The following is a 24,444-nucleotide window of genomic DNA, read 5'->3' on the forward strand; positions in this document are numbered from 1 at the left end:
TCATGGCAAGAATTTCACAAGCAAATGAAAACAATTATTGTGGGAATTGGCAACCAATAATAGGGGAAGAAACCAAAGAATTACTAGCTAGCAAAGGCTTTATCGATGATAAGGGCTTGCTTAATGAAAGTGGTAAACGTATACAAGACGAGACATACCGTATTATGCAGTTATGTGGCGACCCGAAAAAGTCAACTAATAACGAATCAGGTATTGTAATTGGTTATGTGCAAAGTGGTAAAACTCTTTCCTTTACAACTTTAACTGCCTTGGCCCGAGATAACGATTATCAAATGGTTATTATAATAGCTGGAGTCTCGACGAATTTAGTTAATCAGTCTGCGAATCGCTTGACAAACGATTTAAGATTAAATTCTCGCCATGATAAAAAATGGACTTTACTACAAAATTGCCAAAGGAAAGAAGATTTTGATACTATCGAAACTTGTTTAGCACAATGGGCGGATCCTACGTTTCCCAGTCATAAACGTAGAACATTGTTAATAACAGTAATGAAACAGGCTTCCCATTTGTTCAATTTAATAACGCTTTTACAGGGACTTGAATTAGGAAATGCACCGGCACTTATTATTGATGATGAAGGTGATCAAGCAAGTTTGAATACAAAAGCGCGAGCAGCATCTAGAAATGGAATCTCTCCATCTAATTTGACTGAGAGTCAGGTATCAACCATCTATAACAGGATAACGACATTACGTTCAGTTTTTTCTAACCATACATTTCTCCAATACACAGCAACTCCTCAAGCCAATCTATTTATTAATATCATGGATAGGCTTTCACCTAATTTTATTAGACTTTTAACCCCAGGAGCGGAATATACAGGTGGAACTGATTTTTTTCTCAATAATTCGAATTTAATTATTGAAATACCAGCACATGAAATCTCTACCAATGATCATCCATTAATCGAAATCCCCGAAAGCTTAAAAAGCGCATTAAGGATATTTTTTTTAGGTGTTGTCGCCGGAGAGCTAAATTGTGATCAAAAGAATAGAACAATGCTAGTACACCCATCTAGATTACAAGGTGACCACAGTGATTTTATGCATTGGATCAATAATATACGCGGCAGCTGGGAAAGGATATTGTCTGGTAAAGACGATGAAGAGAAGAAAGACTTATTAAAGGAATTTAAAGTCTCTTATCAAGAGTTAAAACAAACCGTTCCAAATTTGCAGGCATTTGAAATTTTATCGGGAGTTGATTTGGTTCATGCTATTAAGTATACTCGTCCAGTTGAAGTAAATTCACGAAATGGACAAACCCCACAAATCCCTTGGAATGATTCTTATGCATGGATTTTAGTAGGCGGCCAATCGGTAGATAGAGGTTTTACAGTCGAGGGACTGACAATAACTTATATGCCAAGAAATATAGGTACAGGGAACGTCGATACTATACAACAACGAGCAAGATTTTTTGGTTACAAAAAAAGTTATCTTGGATTTTGTCGCGTTTACCTCGACCAAGTCACAATTGATGCTTATAACTCGATCATCGAACATGAAGAAGATGTTAGAAATAGATTATTGGAGTTCGATTTAAATAATAAACATTTAGATAGTTGGGACAGAGAGGCAGTTCTTAATCAAATGCTTAATTTAACACGCTCTAACGTTATTTATGATAGATTACAAAGGGATACATTTGGTGATGATTGGTTTAGAATAAATGCACCTCACGACTCTGAAAGTCTTATAGAGGAAAATAGACGATTTTTATTTTCATTTTTAGAAAGTAACATATCATTATTTTTTCCTGATCAAGGGCATCAAAGAAGAACAGAAGATCAAAAACATATGGTCGCTACAACCACTATTAAGAACTGCTTAGAAAACTTGTTAAATAAACTACGCTTCACCAGAGAAAGTGACTCAACTAGCTATTCTAGTCTTCGTGGTATTCTGAAAAACTATATTCAAGAAAATGAAAATGAAGATTGCCTAATTTATTTAATGAGTACACAATCTATTAACAATTGGGACGGTAGAACTCGTCGGCTTGCTAATGATAAAGTACAACAATTATTTCAAGGGCGAAATCCAAAAACAGGAGAAGTAATTTATCCTGGCGATGCAGATATCAAACTAAATAATATATTAACTATCCAAATTCATCTACTAAATCTTAGGGATACTGTTTTAAATAGAGTGCCTACAATAGCAGTATGGATTCCTGAACATATTGGAAAAGACATTATAAAAAACCAATCTTTCTAGTTTTTATCTATATTATGTAAATGATTTAATCTTTCTAAAAGTAAGGCTTATACGTTGGTTAACAGATTCGTCATCTTGAATAGAAAGTATAGAATGCTGCCATCTTGTTTGAAATTCTCGAGACATATGGAGGATATCACCACTATTTAATATGACGTCAAATATATCTCTAGTTTTTATATTTCTAAATCTCATTATTCGTTTATGCCCGAGTGATATGATTGTGATACCTGTACCTTTTTCTAATATTTCGATATTATCAGAATGATACCCCATAGAAGAATCATTTTTATAATAGTAATTTATTAGGCAATTATTTGGTATGTACCCAGTAACTTTTTCTAATTCAAATATTATATCGCGAATATATCTAGGAAATTCTCGAGTATTATACGTAATGTTATTGTAATTATATGGGACTCCATAGGAAGCTGTCTTTCTCGATTTCATTGAATCATCCCAAACCGTATCTCTTTTTATACGTTGAAATAATTCTTGGCACGAGTTCCCATTCAATTTCGTGATGAATATATCTTTTGAAGATAATGAAATCATAAGTTTTTTTTGTATAATTGTAATGTTAGCTATTATTATTGAATTAAAGAAAAGAAATGCCTATCCAAGATATAAATGGCAACGATTTGTTGCACCATCAAAATATTCAACAAGATCCTACAATTTCTAATATAGAATTTTGTGCTGGAAAAAGTTATTTTGGAAAACGCGAATTTCCTTCGTGTTATACAACTGACATAAATATCCCTAATATTAATCATTTTATGGACTTTCCACATGATTATGAAGTCCAGAACTGTCACTTTTTAGATGCGAGTTGTGATTATAACAATCATTCTTTGGGTAGCCGTACATTTGAGCACGTTATAGTATGTAATCCATACGGAATCGGTTTTCGTGGAATTTATGAAACAAAAAAATTCTTAGAAATAGCGTACAATTTGTTGATTCCAGAAGGAACATTGATTATTATTGGATCCTCGACAAATTTGTGGTCCAAATATCGTAACTTTCAGAAGTATTATAGACAATTATTAGATTCAGGGGAGTTGTCAATTAATTTTGTATGTGATTTTGAGGAAATTGATGAAAATCATAATTATAGAAGTCAATATCAGTTCTATCATTCTAATCTCCAAGTCCAATCAATCCCTAATCAAATAATCCGATTAAGAAAGGCTGCATAATGACTACAATTCAAGAAATAGAATCTTCAGTTCATCAATTGTCTCTAACTGAGAATTACAGACCGAAGGGGTATGTCAAAAATTTTAATCAACATGTTGATGATTTGATTACTACTTGCGTCAATTTGACTGGGGACAATTTTGATGAGGACAAAAATTTTCATTTTACGGACTCGGTTTATTGGAGTTGCGAAGCAATCATTCTAGAGAGATTGGATGATATTGATGATACTGAATTCCTTAATGCTTTAGATAATCTTGAAGATCAACTTTATTCTAATTTAAAACGGAAAATAAAAACTATTAAAAGTTATACGGATCAAAGTTTGGTAAATAAAATGTTAGATCTAACTGTAAATAATGTTTTGTTATCATTGAAATTCGATAAATTTTCTGATGCATCTCGTTATGACAACCCTTGGATAGAAACTACAAAAATTCTCCTAGAAAATGGGCTTATTTATACATTTTCTAATGATATAAATAGTTTAAAGGATCTCGGTTTGAAAATAAATGAAAATGAGAGCGAATTAGTTAAAAAAAATTTAGTCGGAGTAGTCGGCAAGGGAAATCAAGATAAATTTGCAACTGGCTATTTTCGGGATTTAGCATATTTACGGAATCTTGTATACGATTTACTTGAGTCTGAAAACCACACAAGTTCAAAACCGATTAAAGCAGACTCTATAATTGATCAAATTAGGCAAGTAGGTATTAGTAGTAAGGAATTATCTGATAATAATATAAGAAGTTGGATAATTACTCCGTTAAAAAAAAATAATCGTCTTGGTTCAAATAATGATGGATTCTTTGTGATAAAAACTGAGGAAGACCTAATTGCATCTTACGAACGGCATTTAGAAAGTTTTAAAGGGTTTTATCGTACCCTAGAAAATCACAAGAGATTAGCTGATAAGTTTAATATTTTGTCAGATCGGTTGGATAAACATAATCATTTTCCTAAAGTCTTCGAAGAATAATACTTAATGAAAAACGTATACTAATTATATCTATTGCTGGAGAATCTCATCGCTTCGATTGATAGAATAACGCGGAACTCATTAATTCAACAGCCTAATCTGGGTTGTCGAAGATCAAATGCAACATTCAGAAATACCTTCGACATCAATAGTTAGTTTCTTTATACAATAGATAAATTATTTCTATAATTGGATTGCCATTACGATAAATAACCTAATAAAGAAGAGTTAATGAAAAATCTAAAAAAAATATGGGCTGATCCCGTCTGGAGCAAATTAATTTCAACGGGTATCGTTACACTTTTAGGACTGATAGCTTCATCCCTATGGGACTGGTTTAATAAAGTACATTTTGTAACAGCTTGGAAAATTTTTTGGAATCTGGAAATTAAGCTGTGGTGTGTAACTGTTGCGATGATTTTAGTTTTGTTATCCAAATGTATAAAATTTTTATTACATAAAACGAGCTTTCATTATGATGATGAAACAATACAGCTAGATCGGTCGATCTTTAATAAAATTAGAAATGATCTGCTACCTCAGACTGGAACAATCGACTTTCTCAGAAGAAATAACTTTGCAGGGTTCAGTTTTGATAACAACAATTTAGATAATCTAGATTATTTTGAAGATAAATGCCGAAAATCAGATTTTGAATTCTCACATCCTGTTCTTGAAAAAATTCGAACAAAACTATTTGTATTGATAGATAACTTTACTACACAAATTGCTAGATATACGTTTCCTCATAACAATGGGCGACAAACTGTTCCTCCGGAATGGGAAGACGAACAGCCTGAACGTTTTTGGGAGGTATTGGGCGATCTACATAACACAAAATTCGAAATTTATAAAAAATATGATGATCTGATCAAGTTAGAAGAAGAATCCTTAAAATATAAAACGAACTAATTCAAGTCGCTACAATATCTTGTTTTAAGTCTTGTTTTTTTAATATGGATGAAAAAACAATAGAGATCTGTAGCCCCAAATAATAAATTAAAATACATGGCAGAATATGATTTCTCAACACTTAGCAGTTCCGATTTTGAAAAATTAGCGTGTGATTTGCTGAATGCAAGTGTCCCACCGAACAGTCAAATTAAATATAAAACATTTAAGGATGGAAGAGATTTAGGCATTGACTTTCTATATTCAACACCAAGAAAGGAATTCAACCATATAGGACAGGCAAAACATTATTACCGAACGGGATTCGCAGGTTTGAAAAGTACATTAGAAAATGTAGAATTTAAAAAAGTTAAAGTTTTAAACCCAAACAAATACATTTTGGTCACTTCTGTCGATCTATCTGTTAGTCAAATCCGAACAATTAAAACCCTCTTTAATCCTTATATTCAGTCGTTAAATGATGTTTATGGAAAAAAAGATTTAAACAGATTACTGGAAACTTATCCAGAAGTGCTTTCGATAAATTTTAAGCTTTGGTTTTCCGAGACAACTATTTTGAAGAAAGTGCTCGATTCTGGAATGTATTACAGAACTGTCGATTTTATTGAGAACGAACTAACACGTAGATTGCGGCTTTATGTAGAGACACCTATGTTGTCAAAAGCTCGAACTGCATTAGAAGAAAATTCTTTTGTAATAATTACTGGAGAACCTGGAGTTGGCAAATCTACAGTTGCTGAGATGCTCATATATGGATACCTCAAGGAAGATTATGAACTTTTACATGTCAATCACGATATAAATGAAGTTGAAAACTTCTTAAGACCTGATAAATCTAAGCAAATTATCTATTTTGACGATTTCCTCGGAAGCAATAAGGCAGAGATGAACAAGGCCCAAGGTAGTGAAACATCGTTATTGAGTGTAGTTAGGCGCGTTATTCGATATTCCAACAAAAGATTAATATTTACTACTCGTAAGCATATTTTAAATTCTGCTATTGACGATTCAGAAAAATTAGCTAGATCTAAATTCAAAACTGAACAGACCGTATTCAACCTGGAAGAATATGATCATACTCTGAAAGAAAAACTTTTCGATAATCATATAAATGAAGCTAATATAGATGAGGAATTAAAAGAGGTTTTAAGGGAAATTGAAATAGTAGATTTTATTACAAAACATAACAGCTTCAATCCGAGATCAGTAGAATTTATTACAGATCCAGATAGGATAGTAGCGAAAAACCCAAATGATTACAGAAATTTTATAAAAGAAAGTTTTAACGATCCCGAAGAAATTTGGGGACATGCATACCGTAAACAAATTGAAGATTATGAGCGAATTCTATTGAATACCTTAATAACTTTTGACGAGCCAGTAGATTTGGCGATTCTGGAAAGAGCATTTAACAAGAGATTAGACCTAAATCCACCTGCTAATTACCCCGGCAACCCCTTCCATACAGCTCTTGCGAGATTGGAAAATGGGCTGGTTCATATTAAGAGAAACAAGGTTGATTTTCATAATCATTCTCTTAAAGATTTTATTGAAAAATTTCTCAAAACTGATCCCCATGAATTAAAGAGAATGATGGGTTCTGTGCAATTTGTTAGCCAGCTTTCCAATCAATTTCTTTTGTGGGCTATCAGCCATTCTATCTCGATCCCTACACCTATTATTGACGAAATGCTCCTGAATCCAAGGAGTTTTATTAGGAATAATAATGTAGATCACGACTTGATAGACCTCGCTACGATAATTGAGAAATTTGCTCCTGATAGCCGAAAAAGAGAAAAGGTTTTGATCGATATTATTAATATGGTTGCCGATTGGAAGAGTCTTCATGAAGATTATTCTCTTTCTAGAAAATTTAAGCTATTCTTAGGTAAAGTTCATAGTAATTATAGAATCCAAGTCGCACTAAGAGAAAGAACGTCTGAAATTGTTAATGATATGATCTTAAGTGAACGTGATCTCATACTTGCTATAGAGCTTCTTGAAGAACTACAAGTAACATTTGATATTAACTTTGAGGATTATGACAAAAAACGTCTTACACATCATTTCGAACAATTGTTCAGTGAACATATCGACAACGAAATCTCTTGGCTTATAGATTTCATATCTCACGAGCATGAAGCTGAAGATAAAAAAGGTGATATAGAGGGTTTATTAAGGAGATTGCAATCAATGAATTTTTTTATCAACGTTGACTTAAGCGAATTCGACCAAGATTGGTACGATATATCTATCGACAACCATATCAGAGAGCAAATGGCGAAAGATGATTAATAAAGATGTATTCTGTTGCTATAAAAGTGAATTATTATAGACAAAACCAAATATTAGAATCGTTTTAACCAATAAAAAATCTATTATATTTGCACTATGACTCCTCTCAACATTAAAGACGTAATCGAATTTGTCGAACAGAATATTGGTGACTTCCATGCGAAGCGATTGTCCAAAGTAGAGAATATCAAGCTTAAAGACGTGTTGAAGGCTAAGAACCCCTATATGTTCAAGGCCAAAAATGTAACAACGGCATCAGAAATCATCGACGGGATCTTATCCGCTTATATATCATCCAGTGAGGAAGGGATTTTTGGCAATTGGCTAGAGCAACTAGCTATCTATATCAACCAATTGGTATACAATGGTCGCAAGGCCGGAGTAGAAGGTATCGATCTGGAATTTGAAAAAGACAATAAACGCTATATGGTCACGATCAAATCTGGCCCAAACTGGGGTAATGACTCGCAGATCAAAAAGATGATCGACCATTTCAACTCGGCAAGGAAACGCCTGGCAACGTCGGGAGCCAAAGTAGAGACTGTATTTGTAAATGGATGCTGCTATGGAAAAAGTTATCAGCGGTCTGAATATAAACAAAATGGAAATTATCACAAACTGTGTGGACAGCGGTTTTGGGAATTGATCTCGGGAGACAGTGAACTGTATAAAAAGATCATCGAGCCACTGGGACATGAAGCAGATACAAATAATCAGGCATATAAACTTGCATACGATAACCTGAAGAACAAACTCGAAAAAGAATTTTTAAATTCATTCACGAATGACTCCGGACAGATCGATTGGGGAAAACTGGTCGAATTTAATTCAGGTACCGTAAACACAAAAGCAGGAAACTAATTCCTGCTTTTGTGTTTTATAAGACTGTCTAAAATATCAATTCCTTTTGTACATACCGCTGTTGTGCACGGATAAATTCTTTGGTCCAAGCGCTCTCCGACGTATTGGTATAGCGTGAAAACTTAAAGTCCTGAATACTGTTAGCCTTACGGTCCTTAAGCGCATTCATCAAGCAATCGCCAACAGCCTTACCCAAGCTCACAGGCACTGCATTGCCGATCTGCCTGTACTTATCCAACATCGAACCTTCGATCACCCAACTGTCCGGGAACTCCTGCACACGCTTATATTCCTGTATAGAAAGCGGCCTGTTTTCCTCGGGATGCCCCAGATCTGTAGCCGGCATGGCAGGATGGGTAACCAATGTGGGTGCTGGACGGTCCCATGCAATACGACGGTAAAAGCCTGTCTTGCCACCTCCCAAATAAAAGGATTTGCCCATAGCTTCGGGCTGTATCTCGGCAGGGAGATTGCGCCAGTTTTGCCCAGCTGTCAACATGCGATAATATTTAAGCCGCTTCTCCGGGAATGGAATGTAATCGCATTCTTCGGAAATGCCCTTAACAGCTTTTTTAAATGTGTTCCATTTCTTAAGCCCGTGCTCGCCATGCTCACTATGGGTTGGCGACAAATGAGGCAGTGCAAACCCATCCCTCGAGCAGATCAGGACAACCCGCTCCCGAATCTGGGGCGAGCCGAAATTGGCTGAGTTATAGAGGTTGAACGATACGGCATATCCCGCAGCCTCAAGCCTTAGCTTGATGTAGTATAAGGCTGACCCCGGCGTGTCTTTTAGTTCTTCGGTAAACTCCCTTGTAATTTCGTCCTCGATATCAATGATCAGCTTGGTCGATAGCAATCCACGCACATTTTCGATCACTGCATACCGCGGTTTGACCTCCTCTATGATTTCTAGGTATTTTAAAAAAACGTTGCCACGCTCATCCTGAAAACCATTACGCTTTCCAGCTGTACTAAAAGCTTGACAAGGTGGCCCTCCCGCTATTACGTCCACTTCTGCACCTAGTGCCAACCCAGCTTGCCGCAATACATCCTGAGAAGTATAATTGCGGATATCGCCGATCAGGCCAATATTTGGATTGTTGCGGATAATTGTCTTGCGCCCGGCTTTATCGATCTCACAGGCCAACAGCGTCTGAAACCCGGCTTTTTCCAGTCCAAGATCCAAGCCCATGGCTCCTGAGAAAAATGATAGCACAATGGGCTTATCCTTTTTCCTGACGACCGTAGATACCCGGTCAAAATCCGAATTGGCTTTTAAATGGCTGGTCCGGTCAAAATTATCAATGATTTCTTTTGCTATTACCCAGGTCTTCCCTACCCGATCTCCGACCAACTTCTCTTCACGAAGAAGCTTACGGACATATTGAGGGGAAAATTCCAATGCTTCTGCAGCTGCCTCTACCGATAAAAACTTAACGTCACTCATGTTCTTTTGCGAAACTGATTTTATATACCAAATATACCAAAGGATACCTTAAAAACTAATGAAATTCTTACGCATATCCTTAGTGCTCTAATAATGAACAAAATAATTTTATTTTAAAACTCATTGCCTATCCATGGTACAGGCCGTACGAGTTGATTTGCCAGGACGAACAAATAATATTTTAAAAATACTATTTTTTTTATCAATAAAAACTAATAAATTTAGAATAATAAATTCTAAAAATATGATCGCACACATTTTACCCCCAGAACTCCTTTCTTTTTTAAATGAAGTTAACGTGATTATCGGCCTTCTCACTTTTCTCAGCACTGTGTTGCCTTTTATCTCGAAAAAAATCTTCAAAAAGGTAGAACGGAAAGTACAACCTGTTAACGGATTTCCAAAAGTGTTAAAAGTAGCGTGGCTTTTATCGGGAATATGTCTTGGAGCTTCTATAATCTTAGGAGCTGGCATTTGGAACCTGAGATTTTATATTAACGTCAATCCATACTTATTATTTGCTTTAGCGCTGTCGGTTCCAACGGCTGTTTTCATACCGATGTATTATTCGGCCATCGGTGATTTCAAAAAATACGTATTGAAAAATCGAAATTATTAAAACAAACAAATCCCCCGGAATGTCCCACCATAGACATCGAAGTTTCGATGTCTATGGTAATGGGGGTATCAGCCATTATCTTTAAATTTGAATAATGGCAAATTACGACGACGAAAACAACCGGATCCATGTCCCACGCTTTGAGGAAGCTGCGGGTTTCTATACCAGCCCCAAACGAAGCCGCATGATGTCCAAGATCAGGAGCCGTAATTCTAAACCTGAATTAGTCCTGCGAAGGGCATTATGGTCAAAAAATATCCGTTTCCGCCTGCACGACAAATCCCTCCCCGGCACTCCTGACATCGTGATCAAAAAATACAAGCTTGCGGTATTCGTCGATGGCGAATTCTGGCACGGATTCGACTGGCAAAACAAACGCGATACGATCAAGTCCAACCGCCTCTTTTGGATCCCAAAAATTGAACGCAATATGCAAAAGGATATCCGTGTCAATAAAGCCCTGCGCGATATGGACTACGTAGTATTTAGGTTCTGGACACAGGACATTCTTAAGAATCTTCCTAAAGTATTGAATCAAATCGAACTATTTCTTGAAACTAGAAGGCTATGGAAATAGTTTCGCATGATTTAGGCACGTTCTCCCTATGCAAGCGTAATGACCAATATATATTGAGACAGAATCCTACCACTTTGATTACCTCGTCTCCGTAAGAGCATGGCACAATATCAATAAAGCTATATTTAGAAATATGTCGTATCCCTATTCCCTGGATTGGCCATATTGCAATAGAGCTGAGAAATATGATTACTTAGTTTTTAGACTTCAAAAAACTGAAAAGCTCATCAGTTGTATCAAACTCATAAAAAGATTCCCCAGTAGAATAATCACAAAGACTTCCTGATCCGTCCGATTCGAGCACCAATGTCACTGACATATTTTTGCGAATCTCATATTGTTGCAATGCCTGAACAAAAAAATTAATTGATAAATTCATAGCTTTATAAATTTAAATTACTTTAAACTTCCACTCTCAATTTCTTTAATTTTAGTATCACTAAATACTGCTTAATCCAGTAAATAACAATACTTAAATATAGTCATTTTTGACTATATTTCCAAATAATTTGAATACTTTTTTTATAAGATTTTAGGCGATTAAGATCACTAGCCGAACTATATCATGGGTAGACTAAATCGGTAAACAGCAAGCAACCGAAGGGCGGTAGCATCTGCCCGAAGGGAGATAAGCCACCAACGAGCGTGTGGAAAAAATAAGGAAATAGCATCTTCAATACGTTCGGTCAAAACGAAGTTTACCGAGCACCAGAAATAGCGTATAGGCTCCCCGAAGAGATCCTATGGTCATTCAACTTCTATCAAAGAAATTCTTTTGTTCAATTTTGTTAGAATCTCCTCGATCTCTGAGACCTTTTTCAAAAGTGACTGTTTATCCCTAGTCGATGTGTCCTGCCGCTTTCCTCTTAGCTTAGAAAGTTCCGCTGGGCTTATATTTTCAAAAAGCTCATATAATTCTGTATTCATATTATCCATTGATTATTTTATAAAAGTCGTTTTACTTCATACTTCAAAAGCTGCAATACCTGAAGCCACTTTTCAACACTGATTAAATATAAAAATATGCTTTAAGAAACCAAAAATTCTTTGGTCTTGCTTATTGTTTGTTAAGGAGTATGATATGTCGTTTAGACAAAACTGATTAAATAATGACAACCATTTCTGCTCGCAAATTCCTAAAAGCACAAAAGCTTTTCTTTTAGCCGACAGAGGGAAGCAATTTGGCTGATTTGTTAACCTGGCTAGCCCCTAATAAAAATGTTGTTTGCTTATCAATAAAGATAAACATGATCCGAAATAGCTATTGATCATTTTCGCAGCCATGTACATGATTGCTAGTGAACTTAAACCAAGAAGAAAAATTCAGAATGTGTACATTAATAAAACAAAAATTAGTATATTCACATTACATCATTTTGATGAAAGCTTCCCTTGACTTGAATGGCCTGATCAACAAGAATTCCTTAGGCTATGTTGAAGCAGCTGAAAAAAAACTGAAATAGTAACGGGAGAAAAAGCTTCTGATAGGAGGATCAATCAAGGTATAGAAAATCAATGACTAGTAAGAAATAAATTATGGGCTACAACCTTTATGACAAGGATAATAATATAGTAAATTCAAAGGATCTACAAAATAAAGGAGCCTGGTGTAAAGATGGGGCTCGCCGAGAGGAAATCTTTATACAAAAATTCGGAGCCAAACTCAACTTGGCCATAAATCCGGAAAAAGCGTACAATAAATATGCAATTGATCTGATCAATACACAAACACAGCGAATGGCAGATCTCAAAACCCAAAACACACCTTTTTTTTTCGCTAAAGATATGGACATGGATCCTACGTATGCCGTTACATTCAATGTCAAAGATTGTGAGAGATATGAGGAGAATTATCCAGAAATTGACATCATTTATTGGATAGATTGGATAGCCCTAAAATATCAATTAGGTAACACAACGATATTTGCTTCGCCACTAACCGGCATTTGGAAAATACCATTTACAGAACTTAAAAAGCTAACATTAACGGCTCAAATACATAAATATAAACAGAGGGTCAATGATACCGAGGGGAATGCAAAGGGCAGCTATGTATTGAATATTCTGAATCATGGATTTGAACGAATAGATTTATAGAAATAATCCATTTGAACAAAAATTCAGTATTAAAAACAACTTCCCTTTAATATACGATAGTCATTACCTTTGAGCCACTATGCTACAAGTAACCTGCGCGATAATAGAACACGCCAATAAAATACTGATCTGCCAGCGATCAGCCTCGATGAGACTTCCGTTGAAATGGGAGTTTCCGGGAGGAAAGATCGAAACCGGAGAATCTAAAGAAGACAGCCTACGCAGAGAGATCAAAGAGGAACTCAATATTGATATCACCATACGCAAAGCGCTCACAATGGTCGAGCACCACTACGCTGACTTTTCGCTGCAGCTCTACCCTTTTGTATGCAGCCTACAATCTGGAGAAGTAAAAGCGCTGGAGCATGCCCAGGCAATATGGGTAGCGATAGATCAACTGCTTGATTACGACTGGGCGGAAGCTGACCTGTCTATTGTAATGGAGTACATCGCTTACGCTACATCAATTAAGTGATAGCAGCTATCTGCGTACATAGAAGCCCTAAAACAAAAAGAGCCTCCCTCCTAACCGGAAGAGGGAAGCAATTTGGCTAATCTGTTGGTCGAACTAACCGTAAACCGACGTGTGGTTCTTCAATACCTAAAGATAAACATGCTATCTGAAATAACTATTGATCATTTCATATAAAACGTTGTTCAAAACACTAAAACTTTAATCATCATCCAGACTCAAATTTAGCGAATAAACAGAGGTCATTATGTTGCTAAAATCCCCGCTGTTCTTAATTTGGTCTTTAAATCCCGAAGCTCAGACAGTATTGATTGGATTTCCATCTGGGTATATGCGGAAGATGGATTACCTGCGCTATCAGGAGAAATTGCGGCTTGACTTACAACTCCTTTTGTGGTAGATGAAGCATTGGGAACTGCAGATCTAAAAGCAAATCCATCCCAAATCATAAGTGTATTCGTATCAGTATTAAACCAGTTATAAGAACGCTGTGATCCCTGATCCAATAAAGGCATATTGGCTGTTCCACCTATATTCTGAAAATCATTGAGCATATAATTTTTTAGTTTTTTAAGGTGATTTCCAATGCTAATACAATTGGTACGATTGAGCGGTACCTGATAAAAGATACCTGTTACACCTGAAAAATCACGCCCATTGATGTTATTACTACGGACTGTAATATCTGTGGCTGGGATTGTATTGTTGATATAGATTCCAGTCTGATTGATCGCAGTTAAGATAATATCGTTGTCTGCCACGACGACTAAATCATTTTCATGTAGAGGTGACAATAGAAGTATACCGCCGTCAACTTCATTTTTTGTGATTCTCAAGTTCTTACCAGACGAAATCTGTAATGGTGATTTAAGCCTATTACCCGAAATAGTCCCCGTATAGGCAAAAGTTCCGGCAGTGTTGTTAAAGGAATTAAACATTTTTAATGATCCTATATCATTGTTCACAATCTCAACTTTGGAGAGTTCAGGGCCACTATTTTTATTAAACTCATAATTTCCAACGCCAGAATTACCCGAAAATATTAAATCGATCTGATGGACGAAGCCCGAGAATACATTTCCTCCATTAAAATGATTATTGGAAACTATGGACCTGCCTATATTTCTGGTCTGCAAAGAGGGTAAGATCTTATTCTCTTGAAAGCAATAATTATTGTTGAACACCAAATTGTTAAATCCTACTGAAGTTTCAATAATGAAAGTAGAGCTATTACTTGCCGGATTAGTATTATGTAGGTAATTTGAGTCTATTTCCAGATCAGTGATACTATCACCGCTTTCAAAATTATGTACCAAACATCCATAGAAAGTCCCCTTTATTGTATTTCTGGTTATTCTTAAATTCCCATTAAATGATGTAAAATTTATACCAACTAGAGATCTGTTGTATGATATATTGTAAATCTGATTGTTGTCAATAACAACATTACATTTTGATCTATTTGTTTGCGCGAATACAATGCCCTGACACACTAAATCTTCAGGAGAAGTCTGATACATGAAAGCTTTGTTATCATAGATATATGCTTCATGACCATACTCAACCCAAAAAATTCCGCTCGGATTGGAACATCTTGTCTTAGGATGTTTTTTATAGATGGTATTGTTATATATGACCACTTTTCCATTTACGTCCACATTCGGCACGTCATAAACGACATTAAGTCGGTTAACGTTCGTAAATATGCAGTTATAACAATGCCCCTCGTGTCCTAAAAACATTACGCCATCACCATTGTCAGTAAAATATTTAGATCCATTAACAAGCTGATCGTATAGTATCGTAGTACCGTCTACATTAAAAACCTCTGGTAATATTCCTATGTCATCAAAATTACAGTTGCGTACAATTGTCTTGATTACGTCTCTATTGCTTTCTACTGCTATTCTGGCTATATTCTCAAAAACACAGTTCTCAATTGTAAGTAGATTCCCAGATAGACTATATAACCCCCATCCATGTATATTTTTAAAATTACATGTGTCAATATTGGCTTGAGTATAATTATTTACCCTTACAGGAATGGTATTCTTTATTGTTCTAGCATTATTGGCAACATGGATTTGCGATACCCTTGTATAGAAACTCTCTTCTTCATTTCTCGTACCGTCGAAATTTACATCGGAAATGTTGAGATTATGTCCTGAACAGTTAAAGTCAAATATCACAATTCCTCCTGTGCCTAATTTTCTCTTTACTAGCACACCTGATCCGTTTAATTCCAAATTTCTTTTGAGATTAAAAACTATGCTTTCGCTGATTTCAAAACTTGATAATCCATTGAAAGTTAGATTGGAGACTAAAGTATTAGAACTAATGTATGCAGAAATATTCGTTAAATGGGTTGTGACATCCAGATTCGATTGAACACCAAAATATCTCGCGTCAATTTCACCCTCGAATTTATGTACGAGTTTAATTCCGCCTACATGGATGACGCTTCCGCCATCCTCTGGTCCAGGATCGGGAGTAAGTGCAGCTAGATAATAAATAATCGGTGCTGGGGTATCCCCTTTTTCATAATAACCTAATAGTTGGACACCCTCATAAGTTCCATTTTGTAAATCTGTGATTTCAGCGGCAGATAATGCTTTCATATCCGCCATAGTCTCTTTAATTAAAAATTGATTTGCCATATTCTAGTGTTTTATGTGTATAGCAAAAGTATGGCTGTTAAAGGTCCGAGCTGAGGAAAATAAGGTGTATGTAAGCGGTATGTGGGAGATACCGAAAAGTTATAGAGCTATGATCAATAATCCCGATTCCTAACCATTTAAACAAAAAATAAGTTCAGCCTTTCGAAGCCAAACTTATATAGGTTTAGTGTCAGTAAATTAAATCGGCATATGCGATACGTAGCGAGCCTCTTCCTTGTGTATTTGTACCATCGAAATTAGACACAAATGATCCGGCACAAAACTTAGAGCTCATTTTACACCACTGTTTATTAACCCGTTATAGTTTTGAGGAACAAATGGGTCACACAACAACATTTAACTGTAATAAACTATGTAAAAGATAGTTCCACTTTAATGTCAAATCAAATACAAATTTCACAAAAATTCCATAAGAAAAATTTGTGAAATCGTTATCACACGCTACTTACTAGTTCCAAATTAGGGATAATAAATATTTTTGAAGTTTACTTTACGGTTTCCCATATTTTTATATAAAATATATGGTTTATTTTTAGTTATGATTTACGATAGAATTAATTTTCTTCCAAATATTTACCATATAAGTAAATAAAATTTTATTTTACTGACACCCATGTTGTTACATTTTAAATAATAGAATTAACGATAATTTTACAACTCAAACATTATATTTGCCACGTATTTCAATAAAATATCCGTAAAACATACATTTAGTCGTATTTTTTCGCGAAAGAATTAATATACACCGATTATAACAACAATTAACACATAAATAATATCAATTTTTCTGTTTTTTAATAACAAAATGTACATGCATTTTTTTACAGTAAAAATAGTTCGATTATCGAACAAATATTCAAAAACTGTCAGTGCGATTAAAATTATTCTTTCAATTTTACTTGCAGTTTTTACCTTAACCAGAACTTATTCGCAAACCCTTAATTTTAAAATTGCGGGACAGGTATCAGGCTTTCAGGATAGCAGCATCATATACTTAGACGGCTTAGATTCAACCTACATTTTAAATGGAAAATTTAATTTCAGTGGAACTATCAATACAACAGAAAAATTAGTCGTTTTACATACAAAAGGTTATGCCGATTATAAAATGTTCTGGATAGAAAATTCATTGCATCAGTTTAATGCTGAAAAAGGAAATTTTAGAAACGCAAAAATAAGTGGATCAAGAATTCAGCATGTATTGGACTCACTTAACGAGCAGATAAAAATATTTGGTGATGAACGAAATCAGTATGTGAATTTTGTCAAAAACAATCCGAGTTCAATATTAAGTGCATATCTTCTAGAAGTCTATGCAACAACCTGGGGAAGAGATACAACCAAGCAACTTTTTGAAAAATTAGACCTACATATTCAAAATACAACATATGGAGTAAGCATTTCAAAATTTATCAAAACAAATAAGAATGTAAAAATCGGGGACAGATATACAGATTTTATGCAACCTAATCCAAAAAATAAAATGGTTAAACTTTCCGACTTTAAGGACAAAGTTGTTCTATTGGAATTTTGGGGCTCGTGGTGTGTGCCATGCAGAAAAGGCCACCCTCAATTAATTAAAATTTATAATAAGTATAGAAAGTCAGGGTTTGAAATTTTGGGCGTTGCAGCTGATAGTGATAGAAAAAAATGGCTTGCTGCGATTAAAGAGGACAAACTACCATGGAAGAATATTTCGGATCTGAAAGGCCAGAAAAATGAAGCAAGCATAATTTACGGAATCTCCCAATACCCGACCAATTACCTTATTAAGGACGGAATAATCATAGCAGTAGATCTAAGAGGGGAAATTTTGGATAAGAAGTTATCCGAAATCCTCAAATAGTTTATCAATTTCCGAAAAAGAACGATATTTCAAATAGCCTAAAGATGTTTCCAATTAAAAAACAATTTCTACAGGTATTTGCTTTTACGCTTATACTTGCATTACAATTGAGCCCATTCAGCTCTATTTTCCAAAAGGATAGTATTTTTTTCAGCATTTCGATCTACTGCCTTTATTATATTTCATTTTTGGGGTTAATTTACATTGGAATTTATTTAATTCAAGTAAAAGAAACTTTAATATTTTCTTTATCAAAAATTGAAATCGGCTTGCTCATGTTTTTAACCGTTGTATTTTGTAGCTTGTTTTTTAGCGGTACATTTTCTTTCAAAAACGAGGCGTTCTTAAAGATTATTTCATTTGTAATTATATATATCTTTCTCAAAAAGATTAATCTAGATGACAAAAGTAAAGTTTTCTTTGTGTTAACCGTTTCTGCAATAAATACTATATTAAATTGCCACGCACTGCTTCAATACTTTAATATTATAGCCAATGAAACCGTATTTTCCATGGGCAGTGTTTTTAAAAACCCCAGTATTTTCACCAACTATTTATCATGTACACTCCCATTTAGCTTAATATTTTTTGTTGATAAAAGAATTAGAGAAAACAAATTATTATTAACAATAAGCATTGTTTCACTTCTGTTATCAGTCTTGGTCATAATTATATCAAAAGAGAGGACAGCTTGGCTTGCATCGTTCGTAACACTTATTGTTTTCTTTAAGGCGGCTTTTCATGAGAATTTATTCAGCAAAACGAAAAGAGAGTACTTTCGGATATTTATTGTTGGATGTTCTATCTTGATGATCTGCTGTTTACCCTTATTGATTTCAATGAGACCTACCTCTGTCAATGGTAGATTATTCATTTACCAAAATACTTTAAACATAATAGAAGATCATCTTTGGTTTGGAGTTGGGTATGATAAGTTCAAGGCTATCTATCATTTATATCAATCCGAATATTTTTTGAACCATCCGCAAAGCGCATACGCAAGTATTGCAGATGATATTAAAGTTCCATTCAATGAATTCCTGAAAATCCTTTCAGAATTAGGAATCATCGGATTATCGGCAATTGTCTTTATTTTAATAGTATTAGCTAAAAATATTAGAAAAACCTCTAAATATAGGGAAAGTACTATGGAAATAATTGCATCCACTGGTTTATGCTCGATTTTTATATGTTCAATTTTCTCTTATCCGCTTAACACAATTTTGATCTTATTTTATTTAATGCTTTTTATCAGAATTCTAGATAGAAGCATTGTTTTTACTATACCTGTTAATCTAAAATGGAAAACAGTTTTAGCTTTACCCTGCTTTATTCTTTCCTTCTTTCTTATAGGACAGGTTACAGAAATCATAAAAAATACCTTCAAATGGAAGCGAGCGGCCACACGCAACTTCAATATTGCTACTTATCGTCAATTAAACGAACATTTAAATACAAATGGCCATTTCATGTATAATTATGGGGTCACATTGATCCAAAACGGTTACTATATTGAAGGCATCGACATTTTAAAAAAAGCCTCTCAAATATTTGGGAATACTGACATCTATGTTTATTTAGGAGATGCCTATAAGGCCATAAATCAATATTCCCAAGCTGAAAAAAGCTATCTCCTAGCAACTCGGATGGTACCAAAGAAATTTATTCCCAAATATGCATTGATGCAGTTCTATGTAGATATGAAAAATACAAAAAAAGCAAATCATTATGCAGAAGAAATATTAAATACGCCAATAATAACAGAGTCCTTTGAAGTAAAGGAAATAAAAAAACAGGCTCTTGAAATTTATAAAATATCAGTTCACTAATTCTATTATTTAATTTACAAATATTAAAACGTGATTTTAAAAAAACATCTGTTGTTAATTGGTTTTGCATTAGCACTTGTAGCTGCTTCGTGCAGTAAATCCGATATTAAAACTGGCTTGGAAAATAAAGAGACATTCACTCTCAATTTTCCTGCTGATGGAACTCCGTTAAATAAATTAAGCATTCTAGAAGTTGAATCTGGAAAAGATATTTTTAACATGTTTGCATAATAATGGTTAAAGAAATTTCAATAATAATTATCCATAGATCAAAGGTTTTTCAATGAGCATTAGTAACATGGATTCAAACATCACAGAACACCCGTTCATTTAATATATTTTTTTATTTAAACACAAAATTTAAAACATGATTTTAAAAAATTATTTTCTCTGCGTCGCTGTTGCTTTGGCAGTTACAGCCACTTCCTGCAACAAATCAAATGAAAAAGTAGCATTCGAAAATAAAGAGACATTTAGTCCTAATTTTCCACTGGCCAAAACAAATGCTGAATTAGAAAAATTAAGAACCAATAAAACAGCCAACCTCGTTCGTACACAAGATGACTTTAATAGAATTGTTCACAACGGTGGAACACCCCTAAATAAACTGGATAAGGAAACTCTTGACAATTTCCGTAAGGAGCTGGTTGTCCGGGAAGGTGTTGGAATTGTTGGCTTTAATTATGGAACAGTCTACAAAAAATTAAGCGAAGAGGATTTCGCTGAGGTTATGGCCATGTTTGGCTTAGATGCTAAAGAAGGTTTCTGGGGCTTTAGTAAGAATACCGATCTGACAAGTAAGATGTCAAAAGCTGGTATCCGGGGTGCAGCAATTATGGTTGATTATATGAACAATGAATGTGTATCTCCTCACAACTGTAAAGCCACTCCGAGCTACATCTGTTTAACAGGATGTTAATATTTCCATAATAATGAATGTAACGGGTGTTTTCAATTTTTTTAACATGAAAAGTTTTTTATTTATTTTGATTTTTTCATTACTACTAGCTTGTAATAGTGGTAAAGGTAAACAGTATGGGTCTTTTCAATTCGATAAAATGCAACATGATTTTGGCAACGTAAAAAATGGCGATACTGTTTCTTATTTTTTTAAATTTAAAAATGTGGGTGACTCCGCCTTGGTTATAGAGGATATCTCAAGTGGGTGTGGATGTACAGTAGCAGAAAAACCAAATAGCGCAATATTGCCAGCTGATTCGGGACGCATAAAGGTTTCATTCTATAAAGAACATGATCCCGGTACCCATACCAAAGCAATAATAATTAAAGCGAACACAGAAGATCCATATACTGTATTAAGTATAAAAGCAAACGTTTTAGAATGATATATTTAAAATATATCATTCTATTTCATCTAGAACTAGAAAACCCGTGCGTTTTTAAGTTTTTTTACACAAAGAAATTCAGTTTTACAGAAATGTAATAAAAATTTATGCAAGAGTGCTTATTAATTAATCAATCAAATTCACGAATAAAATAAATGAAATTAATCTTCACCCTCTTAGTATTCACTATATTTTCGTCATGTACTGATCATGGAAATAATGAAATTAAAGAAAAATATGAAAATGCTTTGATGTATTCACAAAAAAATAAAATTCAGCTAGAGAAGGTAATAACTCACTATTCAAAAAACAGGGCCGATTCGTTAAAATTAGAGGCCGCATATTACTTAATTGGTAATATGGCAGGCAAAGGATATTATGAATATCAAGCTTTCGACAGCAGAGGAAACAATCTTTCATTTGATATGTTTATTTACGGTAGTGCTGATTCAGCTTTTATAGAAAAAACTAAATTAGAAAAAAGAACGAATTGTACCCTTGCTTATATACCAACTAAATTTATTGAGGATTTAACTGTCATTTCAGCGGAACAAATTATTGAGAATATTGATTATGCTTTTAAGACATATGAATTGCCGTGGGTGAAATCAAATATTTCTTTTGATATATTTAAAGAGTACATTCTTCCACATAGGATCAAAAATGAACCATTACAGAATTGGCGCAAAGACCATTACAACTTAATAAAGGAAATTTTAAAAAATGTAAATAGTAACGAATCTTATTTGAGAATTGCATCTATTATCAACGACACAATAGCTAAAAAATATAAATATATTCATGAAAAAATCAATTACTATCCAGGTCAGTTTAGCGTGAAAGAAATGCGGACTCTAGGTGGTGGCCGATGTGAAGATTTAAATATGATCCTGGGATATATGTTAAGAGCGGCGGGAATCCCTTGTGCACACGAATTCACTCCATTTTGGGGGACAAGTAACTATGGTGGGCATTCTTGGTTAAGTGTTTATAATGTGCAAAGCACTAAATTTGTTCCTATGAATGCTGTGTATAATAATCCCGTTGCAGGGTCTCTACCATTTGGAGGAGCAAGGTTAGCCAAAGCATTTAGAAGCCAATATGGTACCCCATTGGAGAAAAAAACAGATGAGGAAAAAACGAGAAGCTTTCTTGATATTACAAATGAGTATCTTCCGGTTAGTCAGCTTGAGATTAAAGTTAATGTGCAAGGAAAAAAAGTATTCTTAGGTGTTCTGAATGGACAGGATTGGAAACCAATAGACAGTGCCGTCTCTTTATCTGGGAATACATCAAAATTTCAGAATATCGCAAATAATGTATTATATTGTCCAATTGTTTTCGATTTCAACCAATCTACAATACCTGTAGGCTTGCCGTTTCTTTTGGATAAAAAAGGAAAGATTCATCAGATAAGACAAAACCCATCAAAATTAACTACCGTACGGTTCAGAGTGCAATCTTTAAGCAAACGCCTTTACAAGAATTTATGCCAAGTGATTTATTTTGATGAAAATACCAATACCTGGAACAAAACTGGTGAACAAAAAATTTTAGAACATGATCCAAAAGATAAAAATAATCAAGAAAAAACCATTAGTTTCAACGGAGTTGTAGCCGATGCACTTTATCGTGTTATCCTATCTAATGTCACGATGGACAAACAAGATGTTGGCAGACCATTTCTATTTGATCCAAATATTCAGTCGTATGATGATTATTAATTATTCGTTCGTTTCCCTACATCAATGGCGTCAAATTTGTTTTATCTTATAGATACGAACGATAAAAATTAAAATGCTAAAAATAACAAAAGCAGGATGTTCCTGCAGCTGTGAAATGCACTCTTCCTTTTTTGGAAAGTCTCCTTTTGCCATATTAAATAATCATTTTTTTGGAGATCAATCAGTAAAAAAAGTATACAAGGGGAGTGTAATGCCAACTGTGTCATTGGATTAAAATCTTAAATATTACTCGTGCAGATTTTACGTTAGTATATTTATTTTTTAATGTAGACAAATTTATTAAAACTGGTTTATATCCGGGTTTCAGTTCAACCACCAATGCTTCCCTTTCAATACTGTGCCCTATCGAATTAATACCTTCGGCTTTCATTGTTGGTACAATATCATCCAAATAATCTTTGCCTTGAATTTCAACCGTAGCATGCGCTCGGTCATCAAGCGCTTTGTAAACCACTTTCGGAACGGTATTTGTCTTTTTATAGATCTCAAGAGATTCTTGTCCATAGGCTACACCCAAGGAAAATGCTGATATAAGAGTCAAAAAGAGTATTTTTTTCATTTCTTCGCATGCTGTCTACTCCAACATAGATTGGATTGTCACCTTTCAATCCATCGATTTCACTAGCAGATAGACTTCGCATAGCTGCCATCGTCTCTTTAATTAAAAATTGATTTGCCATATTCTTTTGTTTTTATGTGTATAGCAAAAATAGGGCTGTTTGGGGAGGCTATCTGAGGAAAAACCATCTGAAGGGTGAGATTTTGATTCATCAAAAATAATCCCTGCTAATTTCACGAATGTTGCATGTGCTTAAAATCTCCTGGATTCTTTCCTTTTATGTCTAAAAATCTTATAGGAAAAAGTAGTTTCTACGACTTTTTCGTAGCCCGCCCGCTTCTATTGCCTTCTCCAATATAAAAGACTTTATCGGCATGAATAATCGCTTCATTCCGCTTTATTTCATCTTAGACTAACCTCTCTTCTTCTTTTATCTCCAGCAGAAAATCTCCCCGAATATAAGTTTAGGAAGATCTATAATTTATGAAAAATTAATGGTACCGACCCCTCTTCCAAGGAATTATATTCATCTAAATGATAATGATAGTTTTTCGGAACATTTTCCTGAGCTAAAGTCAACAGTTGCTTTGCAATTGAAACAAGTCCCGCTTTATTTGCTGAAATTTTTAAAGATCCTTCCTCCATTTTTGTTTCAATTTCAAATCCATGCTCCCAAGTGACTTGAAATCCCTTATCTTCTGAATATTCAGGTATTATAATATTTAAGTTCATG

General features: G+C 34.4%; 22 protein-coding genes. 16 read left to right on the forward strand and 6 right to left on the reverse strand.

The window, feature by feature from the left end:
- Positions 1-2: 2 nt before the first annotated feature.
- Positions 3-2,243 (forward strand): Z1 domain-containing protein, encoded by a 2,241-nt coding sequence (locus AC07UV_RS00705; protein ID WP_495182343.1) that lies wholly within the window; start codon positions 3-5, stop codon positions 2,241-2,243.
- 12 nt (positions 2,244-2,255) lie between these two features.
- Here AC07UV_RS00705 and AC07UV_RS00710 read toward each other — a convergent pair whose 3' ends face one another.
- Positions 2,256-2,798, reverse strand: a complete 543-nt coding sequence (locus tag AC07UV_RS00710; protein ID WP_495182344.1) for an alpha-ketoglutarate-dependent dioxygenase AlkB — start codon at positions 2,796-2,798, stop codon at positions 2,256-2,258.
- Positions 2,799-2,854: 56 nt separating this feature from the next.
- Between AC07UV_RS00710 and AC07UV_RS00715 the strand changes: the two genes are divergently transcribed.
- From AC07UV_RS00715 to AC07UV_RS00735, 5 genes are all read left to right on the forward strand, one after another.
- Positions 2,855-3,445 (forward strand): hypothetical protein, encoded by a 591-nt coding sequence (locus AC07UV_RS00715; protein ID WP_495182345.1) that lies wholly within the window; start codon positions 2,855-2,857, stop codon positions 3,443-3,445.
- Positions 3,445-4,425, forward strand: a complete 981-nt coding sequence (locus AC07UV_RS00720) for a hypothetical protein (RefSeq protein ID WP_495182346.1) — start codon at positions 3,445-3,447, stop codon at positions 4,423-4,425. Before AC07UV_RS00715 ends, AC07UV_RS00720 begins: the two co-directional genes overlap by 1 nt.
- 231 nt (positions 4,426-4,656) lie before the next feature.
- A complete protein-coding gene (locus AC07UV_RS00725; protein WP_495182347.1) occupies positions 4,657-5,337 on the forward strand; it encodes a hypothetical protein in 681 nt (226 codons plus the stop codon).
- 96 nt (positions 5,338-5,433) lie between these two features.
- Positions 5,434-7,632 (forward strand): nSTAND3 domain-containing NTPase, encoded by a 2,199-nt coding sequence (locus AC07UV_RS00730; protein WP_495182348.1) that lies wholly within the window; start codon positions 5,434-5,436, stop codon positions 7,630-7,632.
- Positions 7,633-7,728: 96 nt separating this feature from the next.
- The gene (locus AC07UV_RS00735; protein WP_495182349.1) at positions 7,729-8,493 is read left to right on the forward strand and encodes a PmeII family type II restriction endonuclease; all 765 of its coding nucleotides are present in this window, start codon (positions 7,729-7,731) and stop codon (positions 8,491-8,493) included.
- Positions 8,494-8,521: 28 nt separating this feature from the next.
- On the opposite strand, the gene AC07UV_RS00740 is transcribed toward AC07UV_RS00735, so the two are convergent.
- Complete coding sequence (locus AC07UV_RS00740; protein WP_495182350.1) at positions 8,522-9,943, reverse strand: DNA cytosine methyltransferase; 1,422 nt, start codon at positions 9,941-9,943, stop codon at positions 8,522-8,524.
- Between the two features lie 133 nt (positions 9,944-10,076).
- Between AC07UV_RS00740 and AC07UV_RS00745 the strand changes: the two genes are divergently transcribed.
- Both AC07UV_RS00745 and AC07UV_RS00750 read left to right on the forward strand, forming a co-directional pair.
- Positions 10,077-10,562, forward strand: a complete 486-nt coding sequence (locus AC07UV_RS00745; protein WP_495182351.1) for a hypothetical protein — start codon at positions 10,077-10,079, stop codon at positions 10,560-10,562.
- 94 nt (positions 10,563-10,656) lie between these two features.
- Complete coding sequence (locus AC07UV_RS00750) at positions 10,657-11,139, forward strand: very short patch repair endonuclease (RefSeq protein ID WP_495182352.1); 483 nt, start codon at positions 10,657-10,659, stop codon at positions 11,137-11,139.
- A 193-nt stretch (positions 11,140-11,332) separates the two neighbouring features.
- Here AC07UV_RS00750 and AC07UV_RS00755 read toward each other — a convergent pair whose 3' ends face one another.
- Complete coding sequence (locus AC07UV_RS00755) at positions 11,333-11,518, reverse strand: hypothetical protein (protein ID WP_495182353.1); 186 nt, start codon at positions 11,516-11,518, stop codon at positions 11,333-11,335.
- A 1,157-nt stretch (positions 11,519-12,675) separates the two neighbouring features.
- Between AC07UV_RS00755 and AC07UV_RS00760 the strand changes: the two genes are divergently transcribed.
- Together AC07UV_RS00760 and AC07UV_RS00765 are read left to right on the forward strand one after the other, a co-directional pair.
- Positions 12,676-13,236: a hypothetical protein gene (locus AC07UV_RS00760; protein ID WP_495182354.1), complete on the forward strand. Its 561-nt coding sequence runs from the start codon at positions 12,676-12,678 to the stop codon at positions 13,234-13,236.
- Positions 13,237-13,315: 79 nt separating this feature from the next.
- Positions 13,316-13,711, forward strand: a complete 396-nt coding sequence (locus AC07UV_RS00765) for a (deoxy)nucleoside triphosphate pyrophosphohydrolase (RefSeq protein WP_495182355.1) — start codon at positions 13,316-13,318, stop codon at positions 13,709-13,711.
- Positions 13,712-13,953: 242 nt separating this feature from the next.
- Here the strand turns inward: AC07UV_RS00765 and AC07UV_RS00770 are convergent, their stop codons facing one another.
- Entirely contained in the window at positions 13,954-16,365 is a 2,412-nt protein-coding gene (locus tag AC07UV_RS00770; RefSeq protein WP_495182356.1) for a hypothetical protein, read from the reverse strand.
- An 832-nt stretch (positions 16,366-17,197) separates the two neighbouring features.
- On the opposite strand from AC07UV_RS00770, the gene AC07UV_RS00775 reads away from it, so the two are divergent.
- The 6 genes from AC07UV_RS00775 (at position 17,198) to AC07UV_RS00800 (ending at position 23,131) form a co-directional block, all read left to right on the forward strand.
- Entirely contained in the window at positions 17,198-18,232 is a 1,035-nt protein-coding gene (locus tag AC07UV_RS00775; protein WP_495182357.1) for a redoxin domain-containing protein, read from the forward strand.
- A 44-nt stretch (positions 18,233-18,276) separates the two neighbouring features.
- Positions 18,277-20,061, forward strand: a complete 1,785-nt coding sequence (locus AC07UV_RS00780; RefSeq protein ID WP_495182358.1) for an O-antigen ligase family protein — start codon at positions 18,277-18,279, stop codon at positions 20,059-20,061.
- Between the two features lie 30 nt (positions 20,062-20,091).
- Positions 20,092-20,292 carry a hypothetical protein gene (locus tag AC07UV_RS00785; protein WP_495182359.1) on the forward strand — a complete coding sequence of 67 codons (201 nt, stop codon included), beginning with the start codon at positions 20,092-20,094 and terminating at the stop codon, positions 20,290-20,292.
- A gap of 136 nt (positions 20,293-20,428) precedes the next feature.
- Positions 20,429-20,980 (forward strand): hypothetical protein, encoded by a 552-nt coding sequence (locus AC07UV_RS00790; RefSeq protein WP_495182360.1) that lies wholly within the window; start codon positions 20,429-20,431, stop codon positions 20,978-20,980.
- 46 nt (positions 20,981-21,026) lie between these two features.
- Positions 21,027-21,407 carry a DUF1573 domain-containing protein gene (locus tag AC07UV_RS00795; protein WP_495182361.1) on the forward strand — a complete coding sequence of 127 codons (381 nt, stop codon included), beginning with the start codon at positions 21,027-21,029 and terminating at the stop codon, positions 21,405-21,407.
- 155 nt (positions 21,408-21,562) lie between these two features.
- Positions 21,563-23,131, forward strand: coding sequence for a transglutaminase-like domain-containing protein (locus AC07UV_RS00800; protein ID WP_495182362.1), 1,569 nt, complete (start codon positions 21,563-21,565; stop codon positions 23,129-23,131).
- Positions 23,132-23,354: 223 nt separating this feature from the next.
- Here AC07UV_RS00800 and AC07UV_RS00805 read toward each other — a convergent pair whose 3' ends face one another.
- Both AC07UV_RS00805 and AC07UV_RS00810 read right to left on the reverse strand, forming a co-directional pair.
- Complete coding sequence (locus tag AC07UV_RS00805; RefSeq protein ID WP_495182363.1) at positions 23,355-23,711, reverse strand: hypothetical protein; 357 nt, start codon at positions 23,709-23,711, stop codon at positions 23,355-23,357.
- A gap of 474 nt (positions 23,712-24,185) precedes the next feature.
- Entirely contained in the window at positions 24,186-24,443 is a 258-nt protein-coding gene (locus AC07UV_RS00810; RefSeq protein WP_495182364.1) for an Imm32 family immunity protein, read from the reverse strand.
- Position 24,444: the final 1 nt, after the last annotated feature.

Source organism: Sphingobacterium sp. GW821-FHT03E03 (genome assembly GCF_059420745.1).